The organism is Streptomyces cinnamoneus (genome assembly GCF_014650495.1).
Taxonomy (GTDB): Bacteria; Actinomycetota; Actinomycetes; order Streptomycetales; family Streptomycetaceae; genus Streptomyces; species Streptomyces cinnamoneus.
This window is the reverse complement of the sequence record NZ_BMVB01000005.1, coordinates 100,897-120,422: the sequence shown is the minus strand read 5'-3', so window position 1 is coordinate 120,422 and position 19,526 is coordinate 100,897. Positions and strand designations below refer to the sequence as shown.

22 protein-coding genes are annotated in these 19,526 nt (G+C 71.5%); 10 read left to right on the top strand and 12 right to left on the bottom strand.

Features of this window, described 5'->3' with window-relative positions:
* Positions 1 to 29: 29 nt before the first annotated feature.
* Positions 30 to 917, bottom strand: coding sequence for an RNA polymerase sigma factor SigJ (gene sigJ, locus IE182_RS09445; protein WP_190109245.1), 888 nt, complete (start codon positions 915 to 917; stop codon positions 30 to 32).
* Between the two features lie 133 nt (positions 918 to 1,050).
* On the opposite strand from sigJ, the gene IE182_RS09440 reads away from it, so the two are divergent.
* Positions 1,051 to 1,824 carry an SDR family oxidoreductase gene (locus tag IE182_RS09440; protein WP_190109244.1) on the top strand — a complete coding sequence of 258 codons (774 nt, stop codon included), beginning with the start codon at positions 1,051 to 1,053 and terminating at the stop codon, positions 1,822 to 1,824.
* Here IE182_RS09440 and IE182_RS09435 read toward each other — a convergent pair.
* From IE182_RS09435 to IE182_RS09420, 4 genes are all read right to left on the bottom strand, one after another.
* Positions 1,821 to 2,759, bottom strand: coding sequence for a serine hydrolase domain-containing protein (locus IE182_RS09435; protein ID WP_190109243.1), 939 nt, complete (start codon positions 2,757 to 2,759; stop codon positions 1,821 to 1,823). The genes IE182_RS09440 and IE182_RS09435 overlap by 4 nt on opposite strands.
* A gap of 168 nt (positions 2,760 to 2,927) precedes the next feature.
* Complete coding sequence (locus tag IE182_RS09430; protein ID WP_190109242.1) at positions 2,928 to 3,362, bottom strand: nuclear transport factor 2 family protein; 435 nt, start codon at positions 3,360 to 3,362, stop codon at positions 2,928 to 2,930.
* Between the two features lie 608 nt (positions 3,363 to 3,970).
* On the bottom strand, positions 3,971 to 4,537 hold the full coding sequence (locus IE182_RS09425) for a TetR/AcrR family transcriptional regulator (RefSeq protein WP_190109241.1): 567 nt from the start codon (positions 4,535 to 4,537) through the stop codon (positions 3,971 to 3,973).
* 36 nt (positions 4,538 to 4,573) lie between these two features.
* Entirely contained in the window at positions 4,574 to 5,107 is a 534-nt protein-coding gene (locus IE182_RS09420; RefSeq protein ID WP_229844683.1) for a cupin domain-containing protein, read from the bottom strand.
* 299 nt (positions 5,108 to 5,406) lie between these two features.
* Here IE182_RS09420 and IE182_RS09415 point away from each other — a divergent pair, with 299 nt between their 5' ends.
* The 4 genes from IE182_RS09415 (at position 5,407) to IE182_RS09400 (ending at position 9,421) form a co-directional block, all read left to right on the top strand.
* Positions 5,407 to 6,516 carry an alpha/beta fold hydrolase gene (locus tag IE182_RS09415; RefSeq protein ID WP_190109240.1) on the top strand — a complete coding sequence of 370 codons (1,110 nt, stop codon included), beginning with the start codon at positions 5,407 to 5,409 and terminating at the stop codon, positions 6,514 to 6,516.
* A 41-nt stretch (positions 6,517 to 6,557) separates the two neighbouring features.
* On the top strand, positions 6,558 to 6,752 hold the full coding sequence (locus IE182_RS09410; RefSeq protein WP_190109239.1) for a hypothetical protein: 195 nt from the start codon (positions 6,558 to 6,560) through the stop codon (positions 6,750 to 6,752).
* Between the two features lie 316 nt (positions 6,753 to 7,068).
* On the top strand, positions 7,069 to 8,703 hold the full coding sequence (abc-f, locus tag IE182_RS09405) for a ribosomal protection-like ABC-F family protein (protein WP_190109238.1): 1,635 nt from the start codon (positions 7,069 to 7,071) through the stop codon (positions 8,701 to 8,703).
* A 160-nt stretch (positions 8,704 to 8,863) separates the two neighbouring features.
* A complete protein-coding gene (locus IE182_RS09400) occupies positions 8,864 to 9,421 on the top strand; it encodes a CGNR zinc finger domain-containing protein (RefSeq protein WP_190109237.1) in 558 nt (185 codons plus the stop codon).
* A 52-nt stretch (positions 9,422 to 9,473) separates the two neighbouring features.
* Here the strand turns inward: IE182_RS09400 and IE182_RS09395 are convergent, their stop codons facing one another.
* Positions 9,474 to 10,016, bottom strand: coding sequence for a TetR/AcrR family transcriptional regulator (locus IE182_RS09395; protein WP_229844718.1), 543 nt, complete (start codon positions 10,014 to 10,016; stop codon positions 9,474 to 9,476).
* 192 nt (positions 10,017 to 10,208) lie between these two features.
* Between IE182_RS09395 and IE182_RS09390 the strand changes: the two genes are divergently transcribed.
* Positions 10,209 to 11,651, top strand: coding sequence for an aldehyde dehydrogenase (locus tag IE182_RS09390; RefSeq protein ID WP_190109446.1), 1,443 nt, complete (start codon positions 10,209 to 10,211; stop codon positions 11,649 to 11,651).
* On the opposite strand, the gene IE182_RS09385 is transcribed toward IE182_RS09390, so the two are convergent.
* Entirely contained in the window at positions 11,641 to 12,525 is an 885-nt protein-coding gene (locus tag IE182_RS09385) for a LysR family transcriptional regulator (RefSeq protein WP_190109235.1), read from the bottom strand. The genes IE182_RS09390 and IE182_RS09385 overlap by 11 nt on opposite strands.
* Positions 12,526 to 12,607: 82 nt before the next feature.
* On the opposite strand from IE182_RS09385, the gene IE182_RS09380 reads away from it, so the two are divergent.
* Complete coding sequence (locus IE182_RS09380) at positions 12,608 to 13,501, top strand: MBL fold metallo-hydrolase (RefSeq protein ID WP_190109234.1); 894 nt, start codon at positions 12,608 to 12,610, stop codon at positions 13,499 to 13,501.
* Between the two features lie 334 nt (positions 13,502 to 13,835).
* Here IE182_RS09380 and IE182_RS09375 read toward each other — a convergent pair whose 3' ends face one another.
* The 4 genes from IE182_RS09375 to IE182_RS09360 form a co-directional block, all read right to left on the bottom strand.
* Positions 13,836 to 14,531 carry a helix-turn-helix domain-containing protein gene (locus tag IE182_RS09375; protein ID WP_190109233.1) on the bottom strand — a complete coding sequence of 232 codons (696 nt, stop codon included), beginning with the start codon at positions 14,529 to 14,531 and terminating at the stop codon, positions 13,836 to 13,838.
* A 165-nt stretch (positions 14,532 to 14,696) separates the two neighbouring features.
* Positions 14,697 to 15,152, bottom strand: a complete 456-nt coding sequence (locus tag IE182_RS09370; RefSeq protein WP_190109232.1) for a Crp/Fnr family transcriptional regulator — start codon at positions 15,150 to 15,152, stop codon at positions 14,697 to 14,699.
* A complete protein-coding gene (locus tag IE182_RS09365) occupies positions 15,149 to 15,373 on the bottom strand; it encodes a hypothetical protein (protein WP_308432092.1) in 225 nt (74 codons plus the stop codon). Before IE182_RS09365 ends, IE182_RS09370 begins: the two co-directional genes overlap by 4 nt.
* A 104-nt stretch (positions 15,374 to 15,477) precedes the next feature.
* Positions 15,478 to 16,347 carry a universal stress protein gene (locus tag IE182_RS09360; RefSeq protein WP_190109445.1) on the bottom strand — a complete coding sequence of 290 codons (870 nt, stop codon included), beginning with the start codon at positions 16,345 to 16,347 and terminating at the stop codon, positions 15,478 to 15,480.
* A 279-nt stretch (positions 16,348 to 16,626) separates the two neighbouring features.
* On the opposite strand from IE182_RS09360, the gene IE182_RS09355 reads away from it, so the two are divergent.
* Both IE182_RS09355 and ppk2 read left to right on the top strand, forming a co-directional pair.
* Entirely contained in the window at positions 16,627 to 17,271 is a 645-nt protein-coding gene (locus IE182_RS09355; RefSeq protein WP_229844682.1) for a pyridoxamine 5'-phosphate oxidase family protein, read from the top strand.
* A 34-nt stretch (positions 17,272 to 17,305) separates the two neighbouring features.
* On the top strand, positions 17,306 to 18,121 hold the full coding sequence (gene ppk2, locus IE182_RS09350) for a polyphosphate kinase 2 (protein ID WP_190109443.1): 816 nt from the start codon (positions 17,306 to 17,308) through the stop codon (positions 18,119 to 18,121).
* On the opposite strand, the gene IE182_RS09345 is transcribed toward ppk2, so the two are convergent.
* Entirely contained in the window at positions 18,111 to 18,749 is a 639-nt protein-coding gene (locus IE182_RS09345; protein WP_190109231.1) for an SRPBCC family protein, read from the bottom strand. The two genes, ppk2 and IE182_RS09345, sit on opposite strands and share 11 nt — an antisense overlap.
* Before the next feature lie 243 nt (positions 18,750 to 18,992).
* Between IE182_RS09345 and IE182_RS09340 the strand changes: the two genes are divergently transcribed.
* Positions 18,993 to 19,526 (top strand): ferritin-like domain-containing protein, encoded by a 534-nt coding sequence (locus IE182_RS09340; protein ID WP_190109230.1) that lies wholly within the window; start codon positions 18,993 to 18,995, stop codon positions 19,524 to 19,526.

Sequence of the window (19,526 nt, the reverse complement as noted above, 5' to 3'; positions counted from 1 at the left end):
TCCGCCCGTGCAGCCGCATTGTCCACCCGTCAGGCGGTCCTCAGGGCCGACAAGTCCAGCCGCCCCAGACGCTCGGGGTCCGCAAGGATCTCGATGGCGGCGATCCTTCCGTCCACGACGGTGAAGGCCATGACGGACACCGGCTGCTTCTGGGGGACGACCACGACCCCGGCGGCGCCGTTGATGAGCACCGGGCGGACGAACGGGGACAGCTTGCCCCAGGTGGTCGCCTGTGCGGCCACCGTCTTCGCGCCACGGACGGCGACCGTCAGGCCGGCGCGGGCGACGCCGCCGTCGGAGCGCAGGACGACGTCGGGGTCGAGGACGGAGACGAGGGCCTCGAAGTCGCCGTCGCGCGCGGCGGCGAAGAACGCGTCGACGGCGGCGCGCTGGCGGGCGATGTCGGGGTCGGGCGCCGGGGCCTGGCCCTGTACGCGGCGGCGGGCACGGCTGGCGAGCTGGCGCGTCGCGGCCGGGGTCTTGTCGACGAGCGGGGCGATGTCGTCGAAGGGGACGTGGAACATGTCGTGGAGGACGAACGCGAGCCGTTCGGCGGGGGCGAGCGACTGCAGGACGACCAGCAGGGCCAGCCCGACCGAGTCGACGAGCAGCGCCTTCTGCTCCGGGTCGGCGTCGGCGGCACCGTCTTCGCGGCTGATGACCGGGTCGGGGATCCGTATGTCCAGGGGGTCCTCGCGCCGTTGTTCCCTCGACCGCAGCAGGTTCAGGCAGACGCGTCCGACCACCGTGGTCAGCCAGCCGCCGAGGTTGTCGATGTCGGCGGCGTCCGTACGGTCCAGTCGCAGCCAGGTTTCCTGGACGGCGTCGTCGGCTTCGCTGAGCGAGCCGAGCATGCGGTAGGCCACGGCCCTCAGGCGGGGCCGGTGTTCTTCGAACAGCGCGGTCACCGTGGTCACGCAAGCGGGGGAAGTTTTTTCGTCCACCTGTCACATTCCTTCTTCGCGGCGGGTCATAGAGGCAGAGGTAGAGGCAGAGACCTGGGAGATCATCTCCCGGGCGAGCACTTGGGAGATGGTGGAGATGCCGGAGATGACCGCGAAGACCGCCCCCGTTCTGGTCACCGGTGGCACGGGCACGCTCGGCCGCCTCGTCGTACCGCTTCTGCGGGAGGCCGGCTGCACCGTCCGGGTGCTCAGCCGGCGTGGCGGCGAGTCAGGGGGCGGCATCGAGCACGTCTCCGCCGACCTGCTCAAGGGCGAGGGCCTTGACGGCGCACTGGAGGGCGTGGAGACCGTCCTTCACCTCGCGGGCGGTCCGAAGGGCGACGACGAGGCCACGCGGCACCTGGTGCGGGCCGCGCAACGTGCCGGTGTGGAACACCTGGTGTACATCTCGGTCATCGGGGCGGACAAGCTGCCGCTGGGCTACTTCAGGGCCAAGCTGGGCGCGGAGCAGGCCATATCGGAATCCGGGATTCCGTGGACGACGCTGCGGGCCGCCCAGTTCCACGACCTGGCCCTGACGGTCGTGGAGAAGATGGCGAAGCTGCCGGTGGTGCCCGCCCCGGGCGGCCTCCGCTGGCAGCCGGTCGACGCGCGCGACGTCGCAGCCCGCCTCGTGGAACTGGCCCTCGGCCGGCCGGCGGGCCTGGTGCCCGACCTCACCGGACCGACGGTGTACGGCCTGGGCGACCTGAGCCGCGGCTATCTGCAGGCGCGCGGCAAGCACCGGATGATGCTGCCCGTCCGGATGCCGGGAAAGGTCGGCCGCGCCTACCGCGCGGGCGAGAACCTGACCTTGGAGAGCGCCTCGGTCGGGCAGCGGACCTGGGAGGACTTCCTCGCCGAGCGGGTGGCGGCCTAACCCTCGGACCGGCGCTCGGCATCGCGCCCGGACCGGCGCCCGGCCCGCAGCCCGCCTCCGCGGCCGGCAAGGCCGGTGCCCCCGCTGCACCGCTTCCCCCGCAAGTGGTCGACGGCCATGCGGTCCGTCGTGTCCGACGTGCCGCCGAGGCGGTGGACGAGGATCCAGCGGCCGTCGGGGAAGGCGCCGGCGAAGACCGAGGAGTTGCGTGTGGCGCCGTTGTGCCAGACGAGTTCGCCCGCCCGCCGCCATGCCGGGGCCGGTTCTCCCAGCACACGTTCCACCACCAGGCTGGTGAGGATACGGGCCGCCGCCCGCGGGGTCGCCCACAGGCCGCCCGCGGGGAGGATCGCGCCGGTCATCGTCCACGGCCGGAGCCGGCGGCCGAAGACCCCGGTCGCGACCAGACTGCGGTCCTGCGGCGGCTGATGAGTGACCTCGTTCCGTACGCCCAGCGGGTGCAGCACATGCTCCGCCAGCAGATCCATGTACGAAGTGCCCGCCGCGGCCGACAGCGCCGCGCCCAGCACCGCGTATCCGAGGTTGGAGTACTCCTCCTTCTCTCCTGGAGGGGCGACCGCGAGGGTGTCCAGCCCGGCGGCCAGAAGATCCCGCAGCGCCTGGTCGGTGAACGGGCGGTAGGGGTCCGAGCGCTTCGCCCCCGGCAGCAGAGGCGGCAGACGGGGCAGACCCGAGGTGTGCTCCTGCAGCTGCTGCAAGGTGATGCCCGTACCCGCCGGTGTCGCGAGCCACCGCTCGACGGGGTCGTCCACGGAGACGACACCCTGCGCCGCCAGCCGCATGAGCAGCGTCCCGGTCAGCGCCTTCGTCAGGGAACCGATCTCGACGAAGGCGTCCGGGGCGTGGCCGCGGCCGGTGTGGGGCGCGCAGAGGCCGTCGCTGCCCAGGACGCACGAAGGCGTGGAGAAGTCCATGGCGACCAATTCTGGCGGAAGGGCCAGGGCAGCTCCGAAGGGGCGGAGCCCCCTGCCCGGGAGGTGCCCTGGGCATCACTGGACGTCTCTGCGAACCGGGCCTCACGGGCGCCGAATTCCGCGCCAGGCACATGATGAGTCACCTGTGTGCGCGGGCAACTGCGTGGTTCACTCGGCTTCGGCGGGCCGGCGGGCGTCGAAGTCCGGGAAGAGGGCCGCGGCCACGTGCTGGGTGTCGGCGTATTCGATGACGGAGGTGATCTTTCCATCGCGGACGGTATAGACGCCGATGCAGCGGTTGTCGTAGACGCCGCCGTGGACGGTCGTGGCCCTGGAGGTCCATTCAGCGACCACGCGGTCGCCTTCGGCGATCGTGCTGACCAGTTCGATCTCCACGGTGCCGGGGACGAGGATCGGTCCCATGCCGCCGAGGAACTCGTTGACGATTGCATCGCGGCCGCGCCACACCTTGGAGATGGGCAGGTGGCCCGGGTAGTGCCAGGTTGCGTCCTCGGCGAAGCTGTCGTGGATGACGTCGGCGTCGCCGTCGCGGACGGCCTCGACGTAGCGGATGACGACGGCCCTGGGGTCGGTGCTGGTCATGGTCGTGCTCCTTCGGTGGTTGATGTTTCCCGGTCGTTCGGATGTGAGTCATGCCCGGGTGTGGCGGCCGGGACCATCTGACCGGGCGGGGCGGTGGCTCGGCCAACAACGAATCCGCCTGGCCGACAACGGGCGGTTGTCGCATGGGGTCAGCGGCATGGATCTCGACCTCGCCCTGGTCCGCGCGTTCGCCACGACCGCCGGGACGCTGCACGTCGGGCGGGCCGCCTGCCGACCGCGCGCGAGGCGCTTGCGGAGGGCGAGCGCCCTCAGGCGCGCAAGGGCTGCTGGGCGGCGACACCGACTGGGCTTCGGCCGGGTGCATCCGCTGCCGGGTGGCCGCGACACGGAACTCACCCAGCGGCTCTTGCCGCGCGGCTTCACCGAAGCCGGCCGCACCCGGCGCTGGCTGGACCACACACCGCAGCGCGACTGGCTCCCCGACACCGACCGCGCGAGACTGGCGGCTCGCTCAAGGCCTGGGCCTCAGGTTGGCCGGAGCCGGGTGGCGTCGTTGCGGTTGCCGCCGGTCAGGATGACGGCGAGCGGGGTTTCATGCGCCTCAGCGGTCAAGTGGTGTTGGCAGCGGCCGAGCTCGTGGGGTTCCGTCATGGCGTCAGAAGGTTCTCCGCGGCCTCGCGCAGTGTCGTCCTGATGGTGCGGGCGTCGTCGAGGTAGCCGCCCACCATGGCTCCGTCCCGCAGGATGACCAGGGCCCGGGCCACGCGCTCGGGATCGGGGTGACCGGCGTCGCGGACCACGGCGTGCAGCACGTCGTGGAACCAGCGGCGGTGCTCGGCGATGCGGACGCGTACCCGGTGCGTCGGGTCGGGGTACTCCGCGGCGGCGTTGAGGAAGCCGCAGCCGCGGAACCCCGGCCGGCAGAGGTTGTCGCCGATCATGTCCATGATGGCGAGCAGGGCGTCGCGGCCCCGATGAGCGTCGAGGATGACCGCCACGGCGTCCTCCACCCTCGCTCCGCGGGCCTCCAGGTAGGCGTCGACCAGCCCGTCCTTGCTGGAGAAGTGGCGGTAGAAGGTCGCCCTGGTGACCCCTGCCTCCGTGACCAGCTGCTCCACGCCCACGGCTTGGATGCCCTGTGTGTAGAACAGGCGCTCCGCAGTGTCCAGCAGGCGTTCTCTGGGGTGGGTTCTCTCGGTGGCTCCCGTGGTCATGCGCACAGCGTAGGGAGGGACGGCCGGTCCGTGCGGTCAGGGGCGGGACTCCGTGGGCCCGCGCTCGTACGTGGTGACCAGAGGTTTCGTCTCGTCGACGACGTAGGTGGACAGCATCATCGTGGTCACCGTGCCGACGTTGCGGGCGTTGTGGACGGCGCCGGAAGGGATGAAGAAGGGGTCGCCGGTGCGCAGCCGCAGGACGTGGCCGTCGTCGAACACCATCAGCACGTCGCCGCGGACGATGTATCCGACCTCCACCCCGGGGTGGCTGTGCCGGCCGGACTCCTTGCCCCTGGGGATCTCCACCAGGGTCTGGACGGTGTCCCACCCCTTGGCGGGGGAGGGGTGGCGTTGGAGCACGGTCCGGGTGACTCCGGAGGTCGGGTCCGTGGGGGTCGCGGCTCCCATGGGGTTGGTGTGGCCGGCGGGGTAGGGGTGTTGAGCCTTCCGGGTCCCGTGGCCGGTGGCCGCTGCGGCCGCGGTCGTCGGGGCGACGGCGGACATGGCGAGGGCACCGGCGGTGGCTGCGCCTCCGTGACGGATCAGAGTGCGGCGGTCGATCATCATCGGGCTCCGTTCCGGAGGTTCTCCAAGGAAGAACGATCGTTCTTTCTGCTTCGGTAGAGTGCCGCCCCGCCGCGTGGGAGCGCAAGAGGCGGACGCATCATTTCTGGATGGTCCTGATGGTCAAACGCCCCTGATGTGCGGCGACTTGGTGTGCGTCACCTGTTTGACCGGTGACGCACGGCTGTGCCACAGTCGTCTGGCACGCCCACGGAGGTCGTTGGACCGGAGTGCGCGTGGGATCTCCTGCGAGGCGCAGATCGGTCGCAGGCCGGCACTTCGATACGCGCGGAGGGCTTCACATGGTCAACAGGCGTACGTTCGGCAAGGCTCTCGGCCTGGGTGCCGGTGGCGCCGTCGCCGGAACACTGGTGGGGCCGTCGGGAGCGGCGCATGCCTCGGCCGTGACGGGGCAGCGGGCCGCCGCACCCGCGTCCGCCGCGTCCGCCACCGCGCCCACGGCCGTCGCGTCCGCCGCCGCGCCCGTGGCCGGACCCCGCGGGCACACCGCGTTCCCCCCGCTCAAGAAGGTCAGGGCCGGTCTGCTGGAGATCGGCTACGCCGAGTTGGGGCCGGCCCACGGAGCGCCGGTCATCTGCCTGCACGGCTGGCCGTACGACATCCACAGCTTCGTCGACGTCGCGCCCCTGCTGGCGGCGGAGGGCCACCGAGTGATCGTTCCCTATCTGCGCGGCCACGGCACGACGCGCTTCGTGTCGTCCCGGACCTTCAGGAACGGCCAGCAGTCGGCCCTCGCCCTCGACGTCATCGCCCTGATGGACGCGCTGGGGCTGGAGAAGGCGGTGCTCGCCGGATTCGACTGGGGAGCCCGGACCGCCGACGTCATCGCGGCGCTGTGGCCCGAGCGCTGCAAGGCCCTGGTGTCGGTGGGCGGCTACCTCGTCATCGATCGTGAGGCGAACCTCCAGCCGCTGGCGCCGGCGACCGAGCACGCCTGGTGGTACCAGTACTACTTCTCCACGGAGCGAGGCCGGATCGCCATGGAGGACAAGGCCAAGCGGCACGACCTGACGCGACTGGTCTGGGACACCGTGTCGCCGACATGGGACTTCGACGACGCCACCTTCGAGCGCACGGCTGCCGCCTTCGGCAACCCCGACTACGCCGCCATCGTGATCCACAACTACCGCTGGCGGCTGAGCCTCGCCGAGGGCGAACGGCGCTACGAGCCGTACGAGAAGCGGCTCGCCGCCCGCCCGGTCATCGCCGTGCCGACGGTGACGCTCGACGCCGAGCGCGACCCGTTCACGGTTCCGGGCGACGGGTCCGCGTACCGGGACAGATTCGCGGGCCCGTACGACCACCGCACTCTGAAGGGCATCGGTCACAACGTGCCGCAGGAGGCACCCGGGGCGTTCGCCCGAGCCGTCATCGACGCGAACCGTCTCTGACAGAGCATCAACTCCGGTACCGAGGAAGCGGGAGGCTGACGATGGAAGACCGCACCACACAGGACAGCGGCTCGGCGATGCGCCACGCGCGGTTCGGCGCGCTGCCCGAGCGGATCGCCTACGAGGACATGGTCGAGGTGAAGGAAGCCTCGCCGAGGGACCCGGCGCGAGGCGCCCATGACCCCGAAGGGGTGCGGAATCTCCTGGCCTGCCTGGCATGGGACCTCGGGCTCTGAAGCGCGCCCTCCTCCGCCGGGAGGGCCGCCGGCCTTCGCGTCGGCGGCGGTGGAGAAAAGGAGTTCGGGCGGCCGCGCGGAGCCTGATATGTTTGCCGCGGCAGTGATCCTTTGTAGAGGAGTTCAGACATGGCGGGTGACGACGACATCTCCGGGTGATACCCGGATGTGATCGACCACCGGCAGGCGCACCCTTGGCGGCGCCGCCGTCGTGGCCATCTTGTCGTCCCCTTTTCCCTGTCTCAGGCGCAGTGCCCTTCGCGCGGCGGTTTCCCCGTGGAGCGCCCTGCCCTCTTTTCCTCACGAGGTCATCCCCATGTCCGACGCTTCCGTCATCTGCTCCCAGCTGTCCTTCTCCTGGCCCGACGACACCCCGGTCTTCGACGGCCTGTCCTTCACCGTCGGCGCCGGCCGTACGGGCCTGGTGGCCCCCAACGGCTCCGGCAAGAGCACCCTGCTGAAGCTGATCGCCGGTGAACTGCGACCCACGACCGGCTCGTTGACCGTGAACGGCACGATCGGCTACCTCCCGCAGACCCTCCCCTTGACCGGTGAGCCGACGGTGGCCGAGGTCCTGGGCGTCGACGCGGTGATCCGCGCCATCGACGCCGTCGAGTCCGGCGACGTGAGTGAGGAGCACTTCACGGCCATCGGCGACGACTGGGACATCGAAGAGCGCACCCGCGCCCAACTCGACCGGCTCGGCCTCGCCCACCTCACTCTCGACCGGACCCTGGACACGCTCAGCGGCGGCCAGATCGTCAGCCTCGGTCTGGCGGCACAGCTGCTCAAGCGCCCCGACGTGCTGCTGCTGGACGAACCGACCAACAACCTCGACCTCGAAGCCCGCCACAAGCTCTACGACGTGCTCGCGGACTGGAACGGCAGCCTGCTGCTCGTGAGCCACGACCGCGCCCTGCTGGACCGCATGGAGCGCATCGCCGAACTCGACCGCGGTGAACTGCGACTGTACGGAGGCGACTTCACCCAGTACGAGCAGGCCGTGCGGGCCGAGCAGGACGTCGCGGAGAAGAACGTACGCAACGCCGAACAGGAGCTGAAGCGGGAGAAGCGCGAGATGCAGCAGGCCCGCGAACGGGCCGAGCGCCGCGCGAGCAACGCCGCCCGCAACCTCAAGAACGCCGGCCTGCCCCGCATCTTCGCCGGGAACATGAAGCGCGGCGCCCAGGAATCCGCCGGCCGGGCGGGCCAGATGCACGCCACCCGCGTCCACGAAGCACAGGCCCGGCTCGACGAGGCGGGACGCGGCCTGCGGGACGAGCAGCGGCTCGTCCTGGAACTGCCCGACACCGACGTCCCCGCCGGACGCACCGTCATCCTGGGCGAGCGGATGCAGATCCGCCACGGCGAGCGGAACCTGTTCGCGGGGGACGGCGTCGACCTCACGATCCGCGGTCCCGAGCGCATCGCGCTCACCGGCCCCAACGGCGCGGGCAAGACCACCCTGTTGCGGCTGATCTCCGGTGAACTCACCCCGGACGGCGGCGACATCAAGCGTGTCGACGGGCGGATCGCCACTCTGTCGCAGCGCCTGGACCTGCTCGACCCCGACCGTACCGTGGCCGAGAACTTCGCGGTGTTCGCCCCGCACCGGCCGGAGGCGGAACGGATGAACCTCCTCGCGCGCTTCCTGTTCCGCGGCCCCCGGGCGCACCTGCCCGTGCGCGTACTCTCCGGCGGCGAACGCCTGCGCGCCACCCTGGCCTGCGTCCTGTGCGCCGAACCGGCCCCGCAGCTGCTGCTGCTGGACGAGCCGACGAACAACCTCGACCTGGTCGGCGCAGGCCAGCTGGAGAGCGCCCTGAAGTGCTACCGCGGCGCGTTCGTGGTGGTCAGCCACGACGAGCGCTTCCTCGAACGGATCGGCGTCGACCGGTGGCTGCGGGTCGCCGACGGTGAACTGGCGGAGACGGGAGCACCGCACGCATGAGGCGCTGACATGTCGACCGTGCCCACGCCCGAGGTGCCGCACCCGGTGGGCTCGGAATCGACCACGTTGGACGGATCACCATGTATCGCCCTGCCCTGCTCGCACACGACCCCGGCTGACGATCCTTGCGAGCATCATGGTCACCCGTCAGGATGGTGACGTGAACCTGGATCATGCCTTTGTGTGCGGCCATCCGGCCCTGGACTTCGCGGCCACGCTCCGGGCACGCCGCACGGTGCGATTCGAGATGTTCGCGGCACCGGACCGCCTGGACGCGTGGTACGTGGAGTCCGGCACGGTCGACTTCGTCTCGCCCGCCCGGCAGGCCGACGTGGGGCGGGCGACGACCGTACGGGAGGCCGTCTACCAGCTGATCACGGCCCGGCGCCTCGGCGCGGACTTCGACGACGAGGCGTTGGCCGTGCTCAACGACGCGGCCCGCAGGGCTCCCGCGGCACCGCAGCTGACCCACTCCGGCCGCTGGACGGCGGCAACGCAGCGAGAAGCGCTGTCCACCGTCGCCCGGCACGCGGTGGAACTGCTGAGCGGCCCGGACGTCCCCCTGCTCAAGGAGTGCGGCAACCCCGAGTGCACGCGCGTCTACATCGACCGTTCACGCGGCAGACGGCGCCAGTGGTGCGGCATGGAGTCCTGCGGTAACAAGATCAAGGCCGCCGCGTACCGCGCCCGCAGGAAGACCGCCGTCGCCTCCGCGTGAGCGCGGTACCTGCAGCCGGCACGACGGAACAGCCCGGCATCCCACGGGATTTCTAGTCGGCCCTGCGCCGGGCCTGCGGCGCGGCGGTCCGCGGGGCGGCTCCGGAGGCGCCGGCACCGAGCCCGTTCAGGAGCGTGTCGACCACCGTGTCGGCGGCCTGCGCGGGGCTGAGGCCGGTCAGCTCGCGTGAGGCGATGTTCATGAGCTGCGGCAGCACCGCGCTCACCCACCCGTCCGGCAGCCCGGAGCGGAGCAGGCCCTCGTCCGTGGCGCGGCGCAGGAAGTCGGTGAGCTCGCGGACCGAGTGCTCGCGCCGTTGGCGGACGGGCTCGTCGGCCAGCATCCGGCTCAGATCGACCGGCCACGTGCGGTTGACGCCGATGATGCCCTCGACATAGCGGTGCAGGGCGACGGTGACCGGGGCCTCGCGCAGCCGGGCGTCCTCGGTGGCCCGCTCGATGGCCGTCAGGCGCGCCTCGTGGATGGCCGCCAGCAACTCCTCGCGCGAGGCGAAGTTCCGGTAGACGGTGCGCCGGTCCACGCCGGCCTCCGCCGCGATGGCGGTGATGCTCACGGCCGGATCGGCGGCCAGCAGTCGTGCACCGGTCGTCATGACTGCTTCCACGTTGCGTGCTGCGTCGGCTCTCACGTCCCAAGGATAGCCAGATCCGTGCGGAAAGACGGACCTGTTGCCACGTATGCGTGCTTGTTAGGGCATGAACCGCTACATTAGTGTGACAGTTAAGTGGTGAGGGAAGTCCTCGGCTACGGACTCGGGAGAACGCACGTGATCACCTACGGCAAGCTCTTCATCGGCGGTACCTGGACGGATCCGAGCGATCCCCAGCTGCTCGACATCCTGTCCCCGCACGACGAGTCGGTCGTCGGCCGCGCCGCCCAGGCCCGGCCGGCCGACGTGGACCGCGCGGTGGCCATCGCCCGCGCCGCCTTCGACGAGGGCACCTGGCCGAACACCCCGCCGGCCGAGCGGATCGCGGTGCTGCGCCGGCTCACCACCCTGCGCGAGGCCCGGGCGGAGGAGATAGCAGCCGTGATCACCGCGGAGAACGGCTCCGCCGGCTGGTTCACCCGCGCCGGGCAGCCGGGCCTGTCCCGGCAGGCCAATGCCTACCTGAAGGCGGCCGAGGAACTGGCATGGGAGGAGGTCCTGACGCCCACCGACCCCGCGGCCACCGTCCGCAGCGTGGTCCGCCGGGAGGCCATCGGGGTCGTCGCGGCCGTCATCCCCTGGAACTCGCCGTTCTCCGCCTCCATGGCGAAGATCGTTCCAGCGCTGCTGGCCGGCAACACGGTCATCCTGAAGGTCTCGCCGGAGAACTCGCTGAGCATGGGCCTGCTGGCCGACCTGCTGTCCGACTGCGGGCTGCCCGAGGGCACGGTCAGCGTGCTGCCGGCCGACCGCGCTACCAGCGAGTACCTGGTCTCCCACCGCGACGTCGACAAGATCGCGTTCACCGGCTCGACCCGCGCCGGGCGCCGGATCGCCTCGATCGCGGGCGAGCAGCTCAAGCGCGTCAGCCTGGAGCTGGGCGGCAAGTCCGCCGCCGTCCTCCTGCCCGGCGCGGACCTGGAGAAGTTCAAGGCGGGCCTGAAGTTCTCCTCTCTGCTCAACAACGGTGAGGCGTGCATCGCGCACACCCGCATCCTCGCGCCGCGCAGCCGCTACGAGGAGGTCGTCACCGCCGTCAAGGAAGTGGTCGAGTCGCTGAAGGTCGGCGACCCGCGGGACCCGGACACGTTCATCGGCCCGATGATCCGCCGTGACCAGCAGCAGCGGGTGCGGGACTACATCGAGCTCGGCATCGAGGAGGGCGCGCGCCTGGTCACCGGCGGCCCCGAGGTGCCGGCCGGCCTGGAGAGGGGCTACTACGTCACCCCGACCGTCTTCGCCGACGTCGACAACTCGATGCGGATCGCCCAGGAGGAGATCTTCGGCCCGGTGCTGGTCGTCATCGCCTATGAGGACGAGGACGACGCCGTGCGCATCGCCAACGACTCCGAGTACGGCCTGTCCGGCGGCGTGTGGTGCGCGGACGAGGGACACGCCCTGGAGATCGCCCGTCGCATACGGACCGGCACCGTCACGATCAACGGCGCATCCGTCGGCTTCGACGGCCCGTTCGGCGGCTTCAAGGCCAGCGGCTTGGGTCGCGAGTACGGCTTCGCCGGGCTGAACACCTACATCGAGTACAAGACCGTCACCATCTGATGGCCCGTCGCGCCGGTGCCGGTGATGCGCGGTAGGCGGCCGTCGCGATCTGGACGAACGACCGGATCAGCGGGTTCGCGTCGCCCTGCTTCCACGCCGCCACCACGCGGCTCGGCGCCATGTCGGTCAGCGGGACCACGGCCAGTCCCCCGGGCAGGTGGTGGCCGAGCGGGGTCATCCCGACCGTACCGTTCCAGAGCACGGCCTGCAGGCACTCCTGTACGAGGCGCACCACGGGACCCTCGCGAGGCTCGCCGCCGTTCCAGTACGAGCGCCAGAGCGGGTCGGTGCCGTCCGGGAACCGGAACCAGCGCCGGCCGGCCAGGTCGGCCAGCCTCAGGCCCTCGCGGCGGGCCAGCGGATCGTCGGCGCGCAGCACCGCGCCCACCGGGTCGGCGCGCAGCTCGTGCACCGTCAGGCCGGCCTCGTCGAACGGGCCGCGGGTCAGGGCGACGTCGACCAGTCCGGCGCGCAACCCACAGGTCGGATCGGTCAGTTCGGTCTCGCGGACGCGGATCTCGACGCCCGGATGCCGCCGACGGTAGGCGGCGGCCAGCCGCCGTGCGCCCGGGTCGGAGCCGTTGGCCAGGATGCCGACGGTGATGGTCGCGGCGCCGGCCGCCGTGGCCACCCGCACGCGCACCTGGTCGGCGTGGTCGAGCAGGGAGCGCGCCGCGTCCAGGAGTGCCGCTCCGGCCGGGGTGAGCGCGACGCCCACGGCGGAGCGGTGCAGCAGGGTGGCGCCGAGGTCGGTCTCCAGGTGCTTGATCGCGCGGCTCAGCGGCGGCTGGCTCATGTGCAGCCGGGCGGCGGCCCGGCCGAAGTGGAGTTCCTCGGCGACGGCCACGAAGTAGCGCAGCGTGCGTAGCTCCATGGCCAGGGACGATACCCGTGCGGCATCGAGACCGCGGAACGGGTCTTGGACGGCCGCGCGGGCCGGGCTGTCGAATCGGAGCATGACCGAAGAACCGATGCCCGACCCCGCCGTGCAGATCGCCGGCACCCAGGAGATCGCCCCCGACCTGCTGGTGATCCCGAACGACCGGGCCCAACTGGTGCCCAACATCGGCGTCATCGGCGGCACCAGGGCCGTCCTGGTCGTCGAGACGGGGATCGGCACCGCCAACGCGGAGCAGGTCCTGGCCCTCGCCTCCGAGGTGGCCAAGGGCCGCCGGCTGTACCTGACCACCACGCACTTCCATCCCGAGCACGCCTTCGGCGCCCAGGCGTTCGCCGGGCACGCCACCTACCTGGTCAACCGCGCCCAGGCCGACGACCTGACGGCGAAGGGGCCGGGATACCTGGAGATGTTCCGGGGCTTCGGCGGGCCGGTCGCCCGCCGCCTCGACGGCGTCCGGGTGCCCACCCCCGATGTGGTCTACGACGGCGGGTACGACCTGGACCTCGGCGGCCGGACCGTACGGCTGCGGCCCACCGGCCGAGGCCACACCAAGGGCGACCAGGCGGTCGAGGTGCCGGACGCCGGCGTGCTGTTCACCGGGGACCTGGCCGAGACCGGGCAGTTCGCCATCTTCCCGTGGTTCCCGCCGTACGACACGGACGTCTCGGGCGTGCGCTGGCTGGCGGTGATGGACCGGCTCGTCGCCACCGGCCCCCGGGTGGTGGTGCCCGGCCACGGCGACCCCGGCGGCCCGCACGTGCTCGCCGGCGTCCGCGACTACCTGCGCGAGCTGCGCGACGAAACCTGGCGGCGGCGGGACTCCGCGATGGGCGAGGACGAGATCGTCGCCGAGGTCCGGGCCCTGCTGATCGAGCGTCATCCCGAGTGGGCCGGACAGGAGTGGATCGAGCCGGGCGTCGGCTGCCTGTGCACCGAACACGCTGCATGACCCACCTGACCGGCCGGGCGACGGGGACGGGAAGGGGCTGCAGGCCAAGGGCATCCGACCGCCTGGCGCACTGGCCGCCGCTGTTCGCGCGCTCGTGCACTCCGCCGGCGTCGTGGCTGCGATGAGCCACCTGCGCAAGCAGGCCCCGCGACTGAGCCTGCAGGAAGCGAAGTCCTACGTCACGACTGTTCGGGACGGCGCAGAACCACCGGAAGAGCTGGCGAGTCCTACCCGGAAAGGGGCGAAATGGCCGCTTCTGTCCATCGAAACGCTGGCCGGCCCGGCCCAGTAGCCCCTGGCTGAGGGGGAGCCGAGTTGCACCTCCGCCACCGCCTCACGGGGTGTGGATGGTGCGCCCGGTCACCTCACGGGGCCGGATGCGGACCCACAGGTCACGCTTGCCCCCGGCCCAGGGCTGTGCGCCGGGCCGGGCGGTCAGGGAACACACCGTGTCCGGGTCGGTGATGTGCTCGGCCGTTCCGGTGACGAGGACGCTCCAGCCGCGGCGGAGTTGCTCGTCGATGTGGTCGGCCTCGAAGGCGAGCTGATTCCCCTCCGCCGGGGCCGCTGCGCCGTCGGCCTCGGTCCGGTAGACGATGGTGCGGCCGTCGACCAGGAAGTTCACGGGCAGGACGACGGGGGCGGAGCCGGCGGCACCCGGGCGGCCGATCCTGCCGATGCCATGGGTGCCGAGCCGCCGCCAGCACTCGTCCTCGGGGAGCTGCGCCAGCAGGGGGTGCGGGCCGGCCACCCGCTGGCCGGGGGCCGCTTCCTGCGGGCCTTCGGCGAGCTCGTCGTACGGCATCTCGAGCGCGGCGGCCAGGCGCATGAGCGCGGTGGGGTCGAAGTCGCCGCTGAAGCTCTCCAGCCGGCCCAGGTAGGCGACGGACATGCCGGCCCGGTGGGCCAGCTCCTCCCGCGTCAGTCCGAGCTGCCGGCGGCGCACGGCACAGCGGGTGGCCACCGTGTCCTCGGGCGGTTCTCCGGGGACCGCCTCGGGGCTGCCGGGGCCCGGCCCGTCGGTGTGCATCTCCCCACCTCCGCGTCGACGCCCGATAGGCGTGTGGCTTTTGTGCCGTCCCCGTCTCCCAGGGGATCAGAGGCCGGGCACGTGTGCCAGCGCTGCGCCGCCGATCGGGACGGCCGGCAACACCGTCACCGGGTAGGCGTCACCCGGTAGGGGAGGGGACGGCATTCAGCCCCGTGAGCCGCTTCCGTACGGGCCGTAGAGGTCGAGCAGCCGGGTGCGGGAGGCGCGCAGCCGGCGGCCGAGGACCTCGACGACATAGGTGAGGAGGGCGTGGTCGAGCTCGTGGTCCCGCTCGCAGAGTTCCAGCACCTCGGCGGCGTCGAACTCCCATGCCTGCACGGTGCCGTTCGCCTCGGCGCCCAGGTGCCACTGGTGCGGCGGGCACAGCCAGGACCATCCCAGCATCCGCCCGGCGCCCAGCGTCTCGACGACCGCGGCACGGCGTCCAGGCACGCGGATGTCGAGGTTGACGCCGCCCGTACGGATGACCCAGAACCGGTCGGCCCGGCCGCCCTCCTCGAAGATCCTCGTACCCGCGGGGAAGGACACCTCGCGGCCGAGCGCCATGAGCCGTTCGCGGGGGCCGTCGGGGACGGCCGCGAAAACGCCTGTGTCCTTCATGGCGTCTCGTCCTTTCTCTCGGCCTGCCCGCCGAGGGCCTCGCGGGGGAAGCTCTTCCAGGACGGTGGTCCGGCGCTGTGCGCGAAGGCCGTACCGTCGTCACGGCGCTCGATCCGGTGGGAGCCGGCCTCGTGCTCCGCACCCCAGCCGTACGGCAGCTCGCCGGCGGACTCCGACTCCGCCGGCCCGACGGCTTCGTCCCGCACCGTCGGGCCGATCACCTACAGCCTGACCACACCCCTGCCCGGCCGCACGCGGAGCAGGCCGGGCGGGTTGCGCCCGGCCAGGCCGGCGCCGACGTCCGCACGCGGTGAGTGAGCACGCTCTACTGGTGGGGTACCACCGCCACCGGGCATGCGGCCCGGTGCAGAGCCGTGTGGCTGACCCGGCCCAGGTGCAGGCCGAGCCCGTCCTGCCGCCGGGTGGCACCGAGGACCAGCAGGTCGGCGTCCCCGGCCTGCCCGAGCAGCGCCCGGTGCGCCGAACCCTCCACCACCGTACGGACAACGGAAACCTTCGAGCGCTCGGTGACGGCCTCCTCCAGGACGTCGTCCAAGACGGCACGCGCCTGCTCCTCGTACGCCAGGGGGCCGGCGTCCAGCACGCTCAGGACGTCCGTGGGCTGCTGAGGGCTGCGCCAGGCCCGTACGGCCTCCACTTCGCACCCGCGCGTCCCGGCCTCGCGCAGGGCGAAGCGCACGGCGGTGACGGCCTCGTCCGCCTCGCCCACACCGACGACGATCCGGCGGCTCATGCCCTTGATGTTGCGCTCCTCGCCGCGCACGACGACGACCGGGCACCAGGCCCGTCCCGCCACCGCCAGACTCACCGAGCCCAGCAGGAACTCCTTCACGGCCCCTCGCCCGGAGCAGCCGGTCACCACGGCCACCGCGCTGTGCGACTCCTCCAGGAGCGCTTCCACGGCGTCGTAGGGCACGGTGACCGCGTGCACCTGCACGTCGGGGAAGAGCCGCCGGGCGCGCTGCTCGGACGAGACGACGATGTGCTGGGCCGTGACCTCTTCGGCCGGTCGTTCAGCGGTGAACGAAGGCACCGCCCCTTCGTAGCGCTCCCACAGGGAGGCGTGGACCACGCGCAGGGGAATCCGGCAGCGGGCTGCTTCCTCCGCGGCCCAGTCCAGAGCGGCGAGGCTGCCGTCGGAACCGTCGACCCCCACGACCAGGGGATGCTCCATCGTGCTCACCGCCTCACCGCGCCTCACCGCCTCAGCGGTGCTCCGGACCGGTTGTCGGCCCGTTCCGTTGCCGCGGCCTCTGTCTCTTGCCTCTGCCTCTGCCTCCACGATCTCTCACCGTCTCCTTCGTGGCGCGTCAGGGCCTGTCCGGCGCCGGGAGTCCTCCGGAGTGCGGACACTGATTCCACTGAGGAAGATGAGGCGGAAGATGCTGCTGCGACACGGAAGCGGGACACGGTCATGGGCACGGACCCGGGAGACGAGGCCGGCCCTTGCCAGGTGAGCCCCGACAGCGATCTGGGCCGGCGCGTCGCCGGGCGCCGGCAGGAACTGGGCCTGACCCGGGACGACGTCGCCGGCCGCGCCAGGATGGATCCCGGCTATCTGGAGTACGTGGAGTCGCAGGCGGGAGCGGTCTCGCTGGAGGCGCTCACCGGGCTGGCGGACGCTCTCGGGTTGACGGTGTCCGACCTGCTGGGCGCGGGCACCGAGCGGCCTCCCGGGAAGGGCCCCCTGGCGCGCGGCCCGGTTCTGGAACAACTGCCGCCGGCGGAGTGCGAGGAGAAGCTGGCGGCGGGCGGCGTCGGGCGGGTGGTGTTCTCCACCCCGGCGGGTCCGGAGGCCGTGCCCGTCAACTTCCGGCTCGTCGACGACGCGATCGTCTTCCGGACGACTGCCGGTGGAACCCTTGCCGGTGCCGTCGGCAGTGACGTCGCCTTCGAGGTCGACCGGATCGACGACGCGCGCAGCGAGGGATGGAGCATCCTGGCCAGGGGCGTGGCCCAACCGGTCGTCGACCCGGAGGAACAACGGCGCCTGCGGGACACCGCCGACCCGCATCCTTGGGCGGGCGGCGGGCGGGACACCTGGGTACGCATCCCGCTCGGCACGGTCACCGGGCGCCGCATCCGCAGCGGTCTGTAGCCACGCCGTAGCGTTGGGCGACTCACAGGAGGCGATGGTGGCCGACAGCGACCGTCCGCAGCGCTTGCCGCGCCCGGTGTACGAGCGGGAACTGCTGCGGCTCCAAGTGGAGCTGGTCAAGCTCCAGGAATGGGTGCGGGCCGAGGGGCGCCGGGTCGTCGTCGTCTTCGAAGGGCGCGACGCGGCCGGCAAAGGCAGCGCGATCAAGCGGGTCACCGAGCACCTGAACCCACGCGTCGCCCGGATCGCCGCACTGCCTGTCCCGACCGAGCGGGAACGTACTCAGTGGTACTTCCAGCGCTACGTCGCCCACCTGCCCGCTGCGGGTGAGATCGTCCTGTTCGACCGCAGCTGGTACAACCGCGCCGGGGTCGAGCACGTCATGGGCTTCTGCACCGAGGAGGAGCACCGGCGCTTCCTCGACCAGTGCCCCGTCTTCGAACGGCTCCTGGTGGACGACGGGATCCTGCTGCGCAAGTACTGGTTCTCGGTGAGCGATACCGTGCAGGAACAGAGGTTCCGCAACCGTCTGGGGGACCCGACGCGCCGCTGGAAGCTGTCGGCGATGGACCTGGAGTCGATCACCCATTGGGAGGAGTACTCCCGGGCGAAGGACGAGATGTTCACGCACACCGATACTCCCGAGGCACCCTGGTACGTGGTCGAGAGCGACGACAAGCGTGCGGCCCGCATCAACATGATCGCCCACCTGTTGTCGACGGTGCCGTACCACGACGTTCCCGAGCCCCCTCTCGAACTGCCGCCCCGCCCGCTGTCCACCGGATACCGGCGGCCTCCCCGGGACCGGCAGACCCATGTGCCCGATCACGCGGCCGACCTCACCCGGTAGACGCTGTCGCGGCGTGGGATTCGGCGGTGGTCTTCAGGTCGCGCAGCCACGCTTCGAGGCCCTGCCGCAGGATCTCGGTCGCGGCGGGGACGTTCGCGTCGACCTGAGGGCCGGTGTGGGTCTCCTCCGTGCTCACGCGGATGCCGTTCCCGACCTTGGTGAAGTTCCAGACGTGGACGCCGTCGATGTGCAGTCCCTCGCCGACCGCGGGGCCGGTCCAGCGGATGCAGGAGCCGGGTTCGACCTGGCGGACGGTCGAGGTGATGTCCAGGCTGGTGGCGGGGGTGTGGGGGTTGGGGGGTACCGGCGTCGTCCAGTGGAACGCGGAGCCCGGACGGAACGGGCCGTGGTCGAGGCGTTCCGCGGTCGTGACGGCAGCCTGCCAGGACGGCCAGCGCTCGACGTCGGTCTGCACCTTCCAGACGGTGCGCAGCGGCGCGTGGATCACGGTCTGCGTTCTGTAGCGCACGCGCGCGTCGGGATCCACCCCCTTCCCCCGGCAGGTGAGGGACGGGCTGGGGTGGTGGGCGGTGGCCTCGGCGGGCACGGCGGCGGTGCCGAGGGCTGTGAGCGAGACCGGGACGGCCAACAGAGCGGCGCGGATGCTGGTGCTGCGGATGCCTGGCACGGCGGATCTCCTTGTCGGTCGGTGGGCGAGCGTGGTCCGGTGGGTGGGCGTCACAGATCAAGCGAGGGTCTCTCGTCTTCTCCGTGCTGACGAGGACGCGGAGTTGCGTCGAACGGATTGCGTCGAACCGGTCATCTTGTGACGGGCAGCGTGCCTTTCTCCGCCTCCCGGGGAAGTCAGTGCGAGCGCAGAGCACAGAGCGCCGAGTGCAGAGCGCCGAGCACGAGCAGAGAGGGACCCGGCATGAGCGATGACTTCGTCCTGGACGTCACCAGGATCCGTGACGAGGCGAGGCGCAAGATGGAGGCGGGCCCCGTCACCGGCACCTATGGCGTCGACAAGGAACAGGTCATCGGCATCCTGAACGACGTGATCGCCACAGAGGTGGTGTGCTGGCTGCGCTACACCCGTCACGCCATTTCGGCGACCGGCATCGACCGGGCACAGGTGGCGGCGGAATTCACCGAGCACGCCGCGCAGGAGATGCAGCACGCCATGCGGGCGGCCGAAAGGGTCTCGCAACTGGGCGGCGAACCCGACTTCGACCCGGCGACCCTGGTGCAGCGGGCCCATACCGACTACACGACCCCGTCCCCGAACGACCTGACGACGATGCTCGAACACAATCTGCTCGCCGAACGGATCGTCATCTCCAGCTATCAGGAGATCGTCCGTTGGCTGTCGGACCGCGACCCCACCACGCGCCGCCTGCTGGAGTCGATCCTTGAGGAGGAAGAGGAGCACGCCGACGATCTCCTCGACCTGATCGGCAGCTAG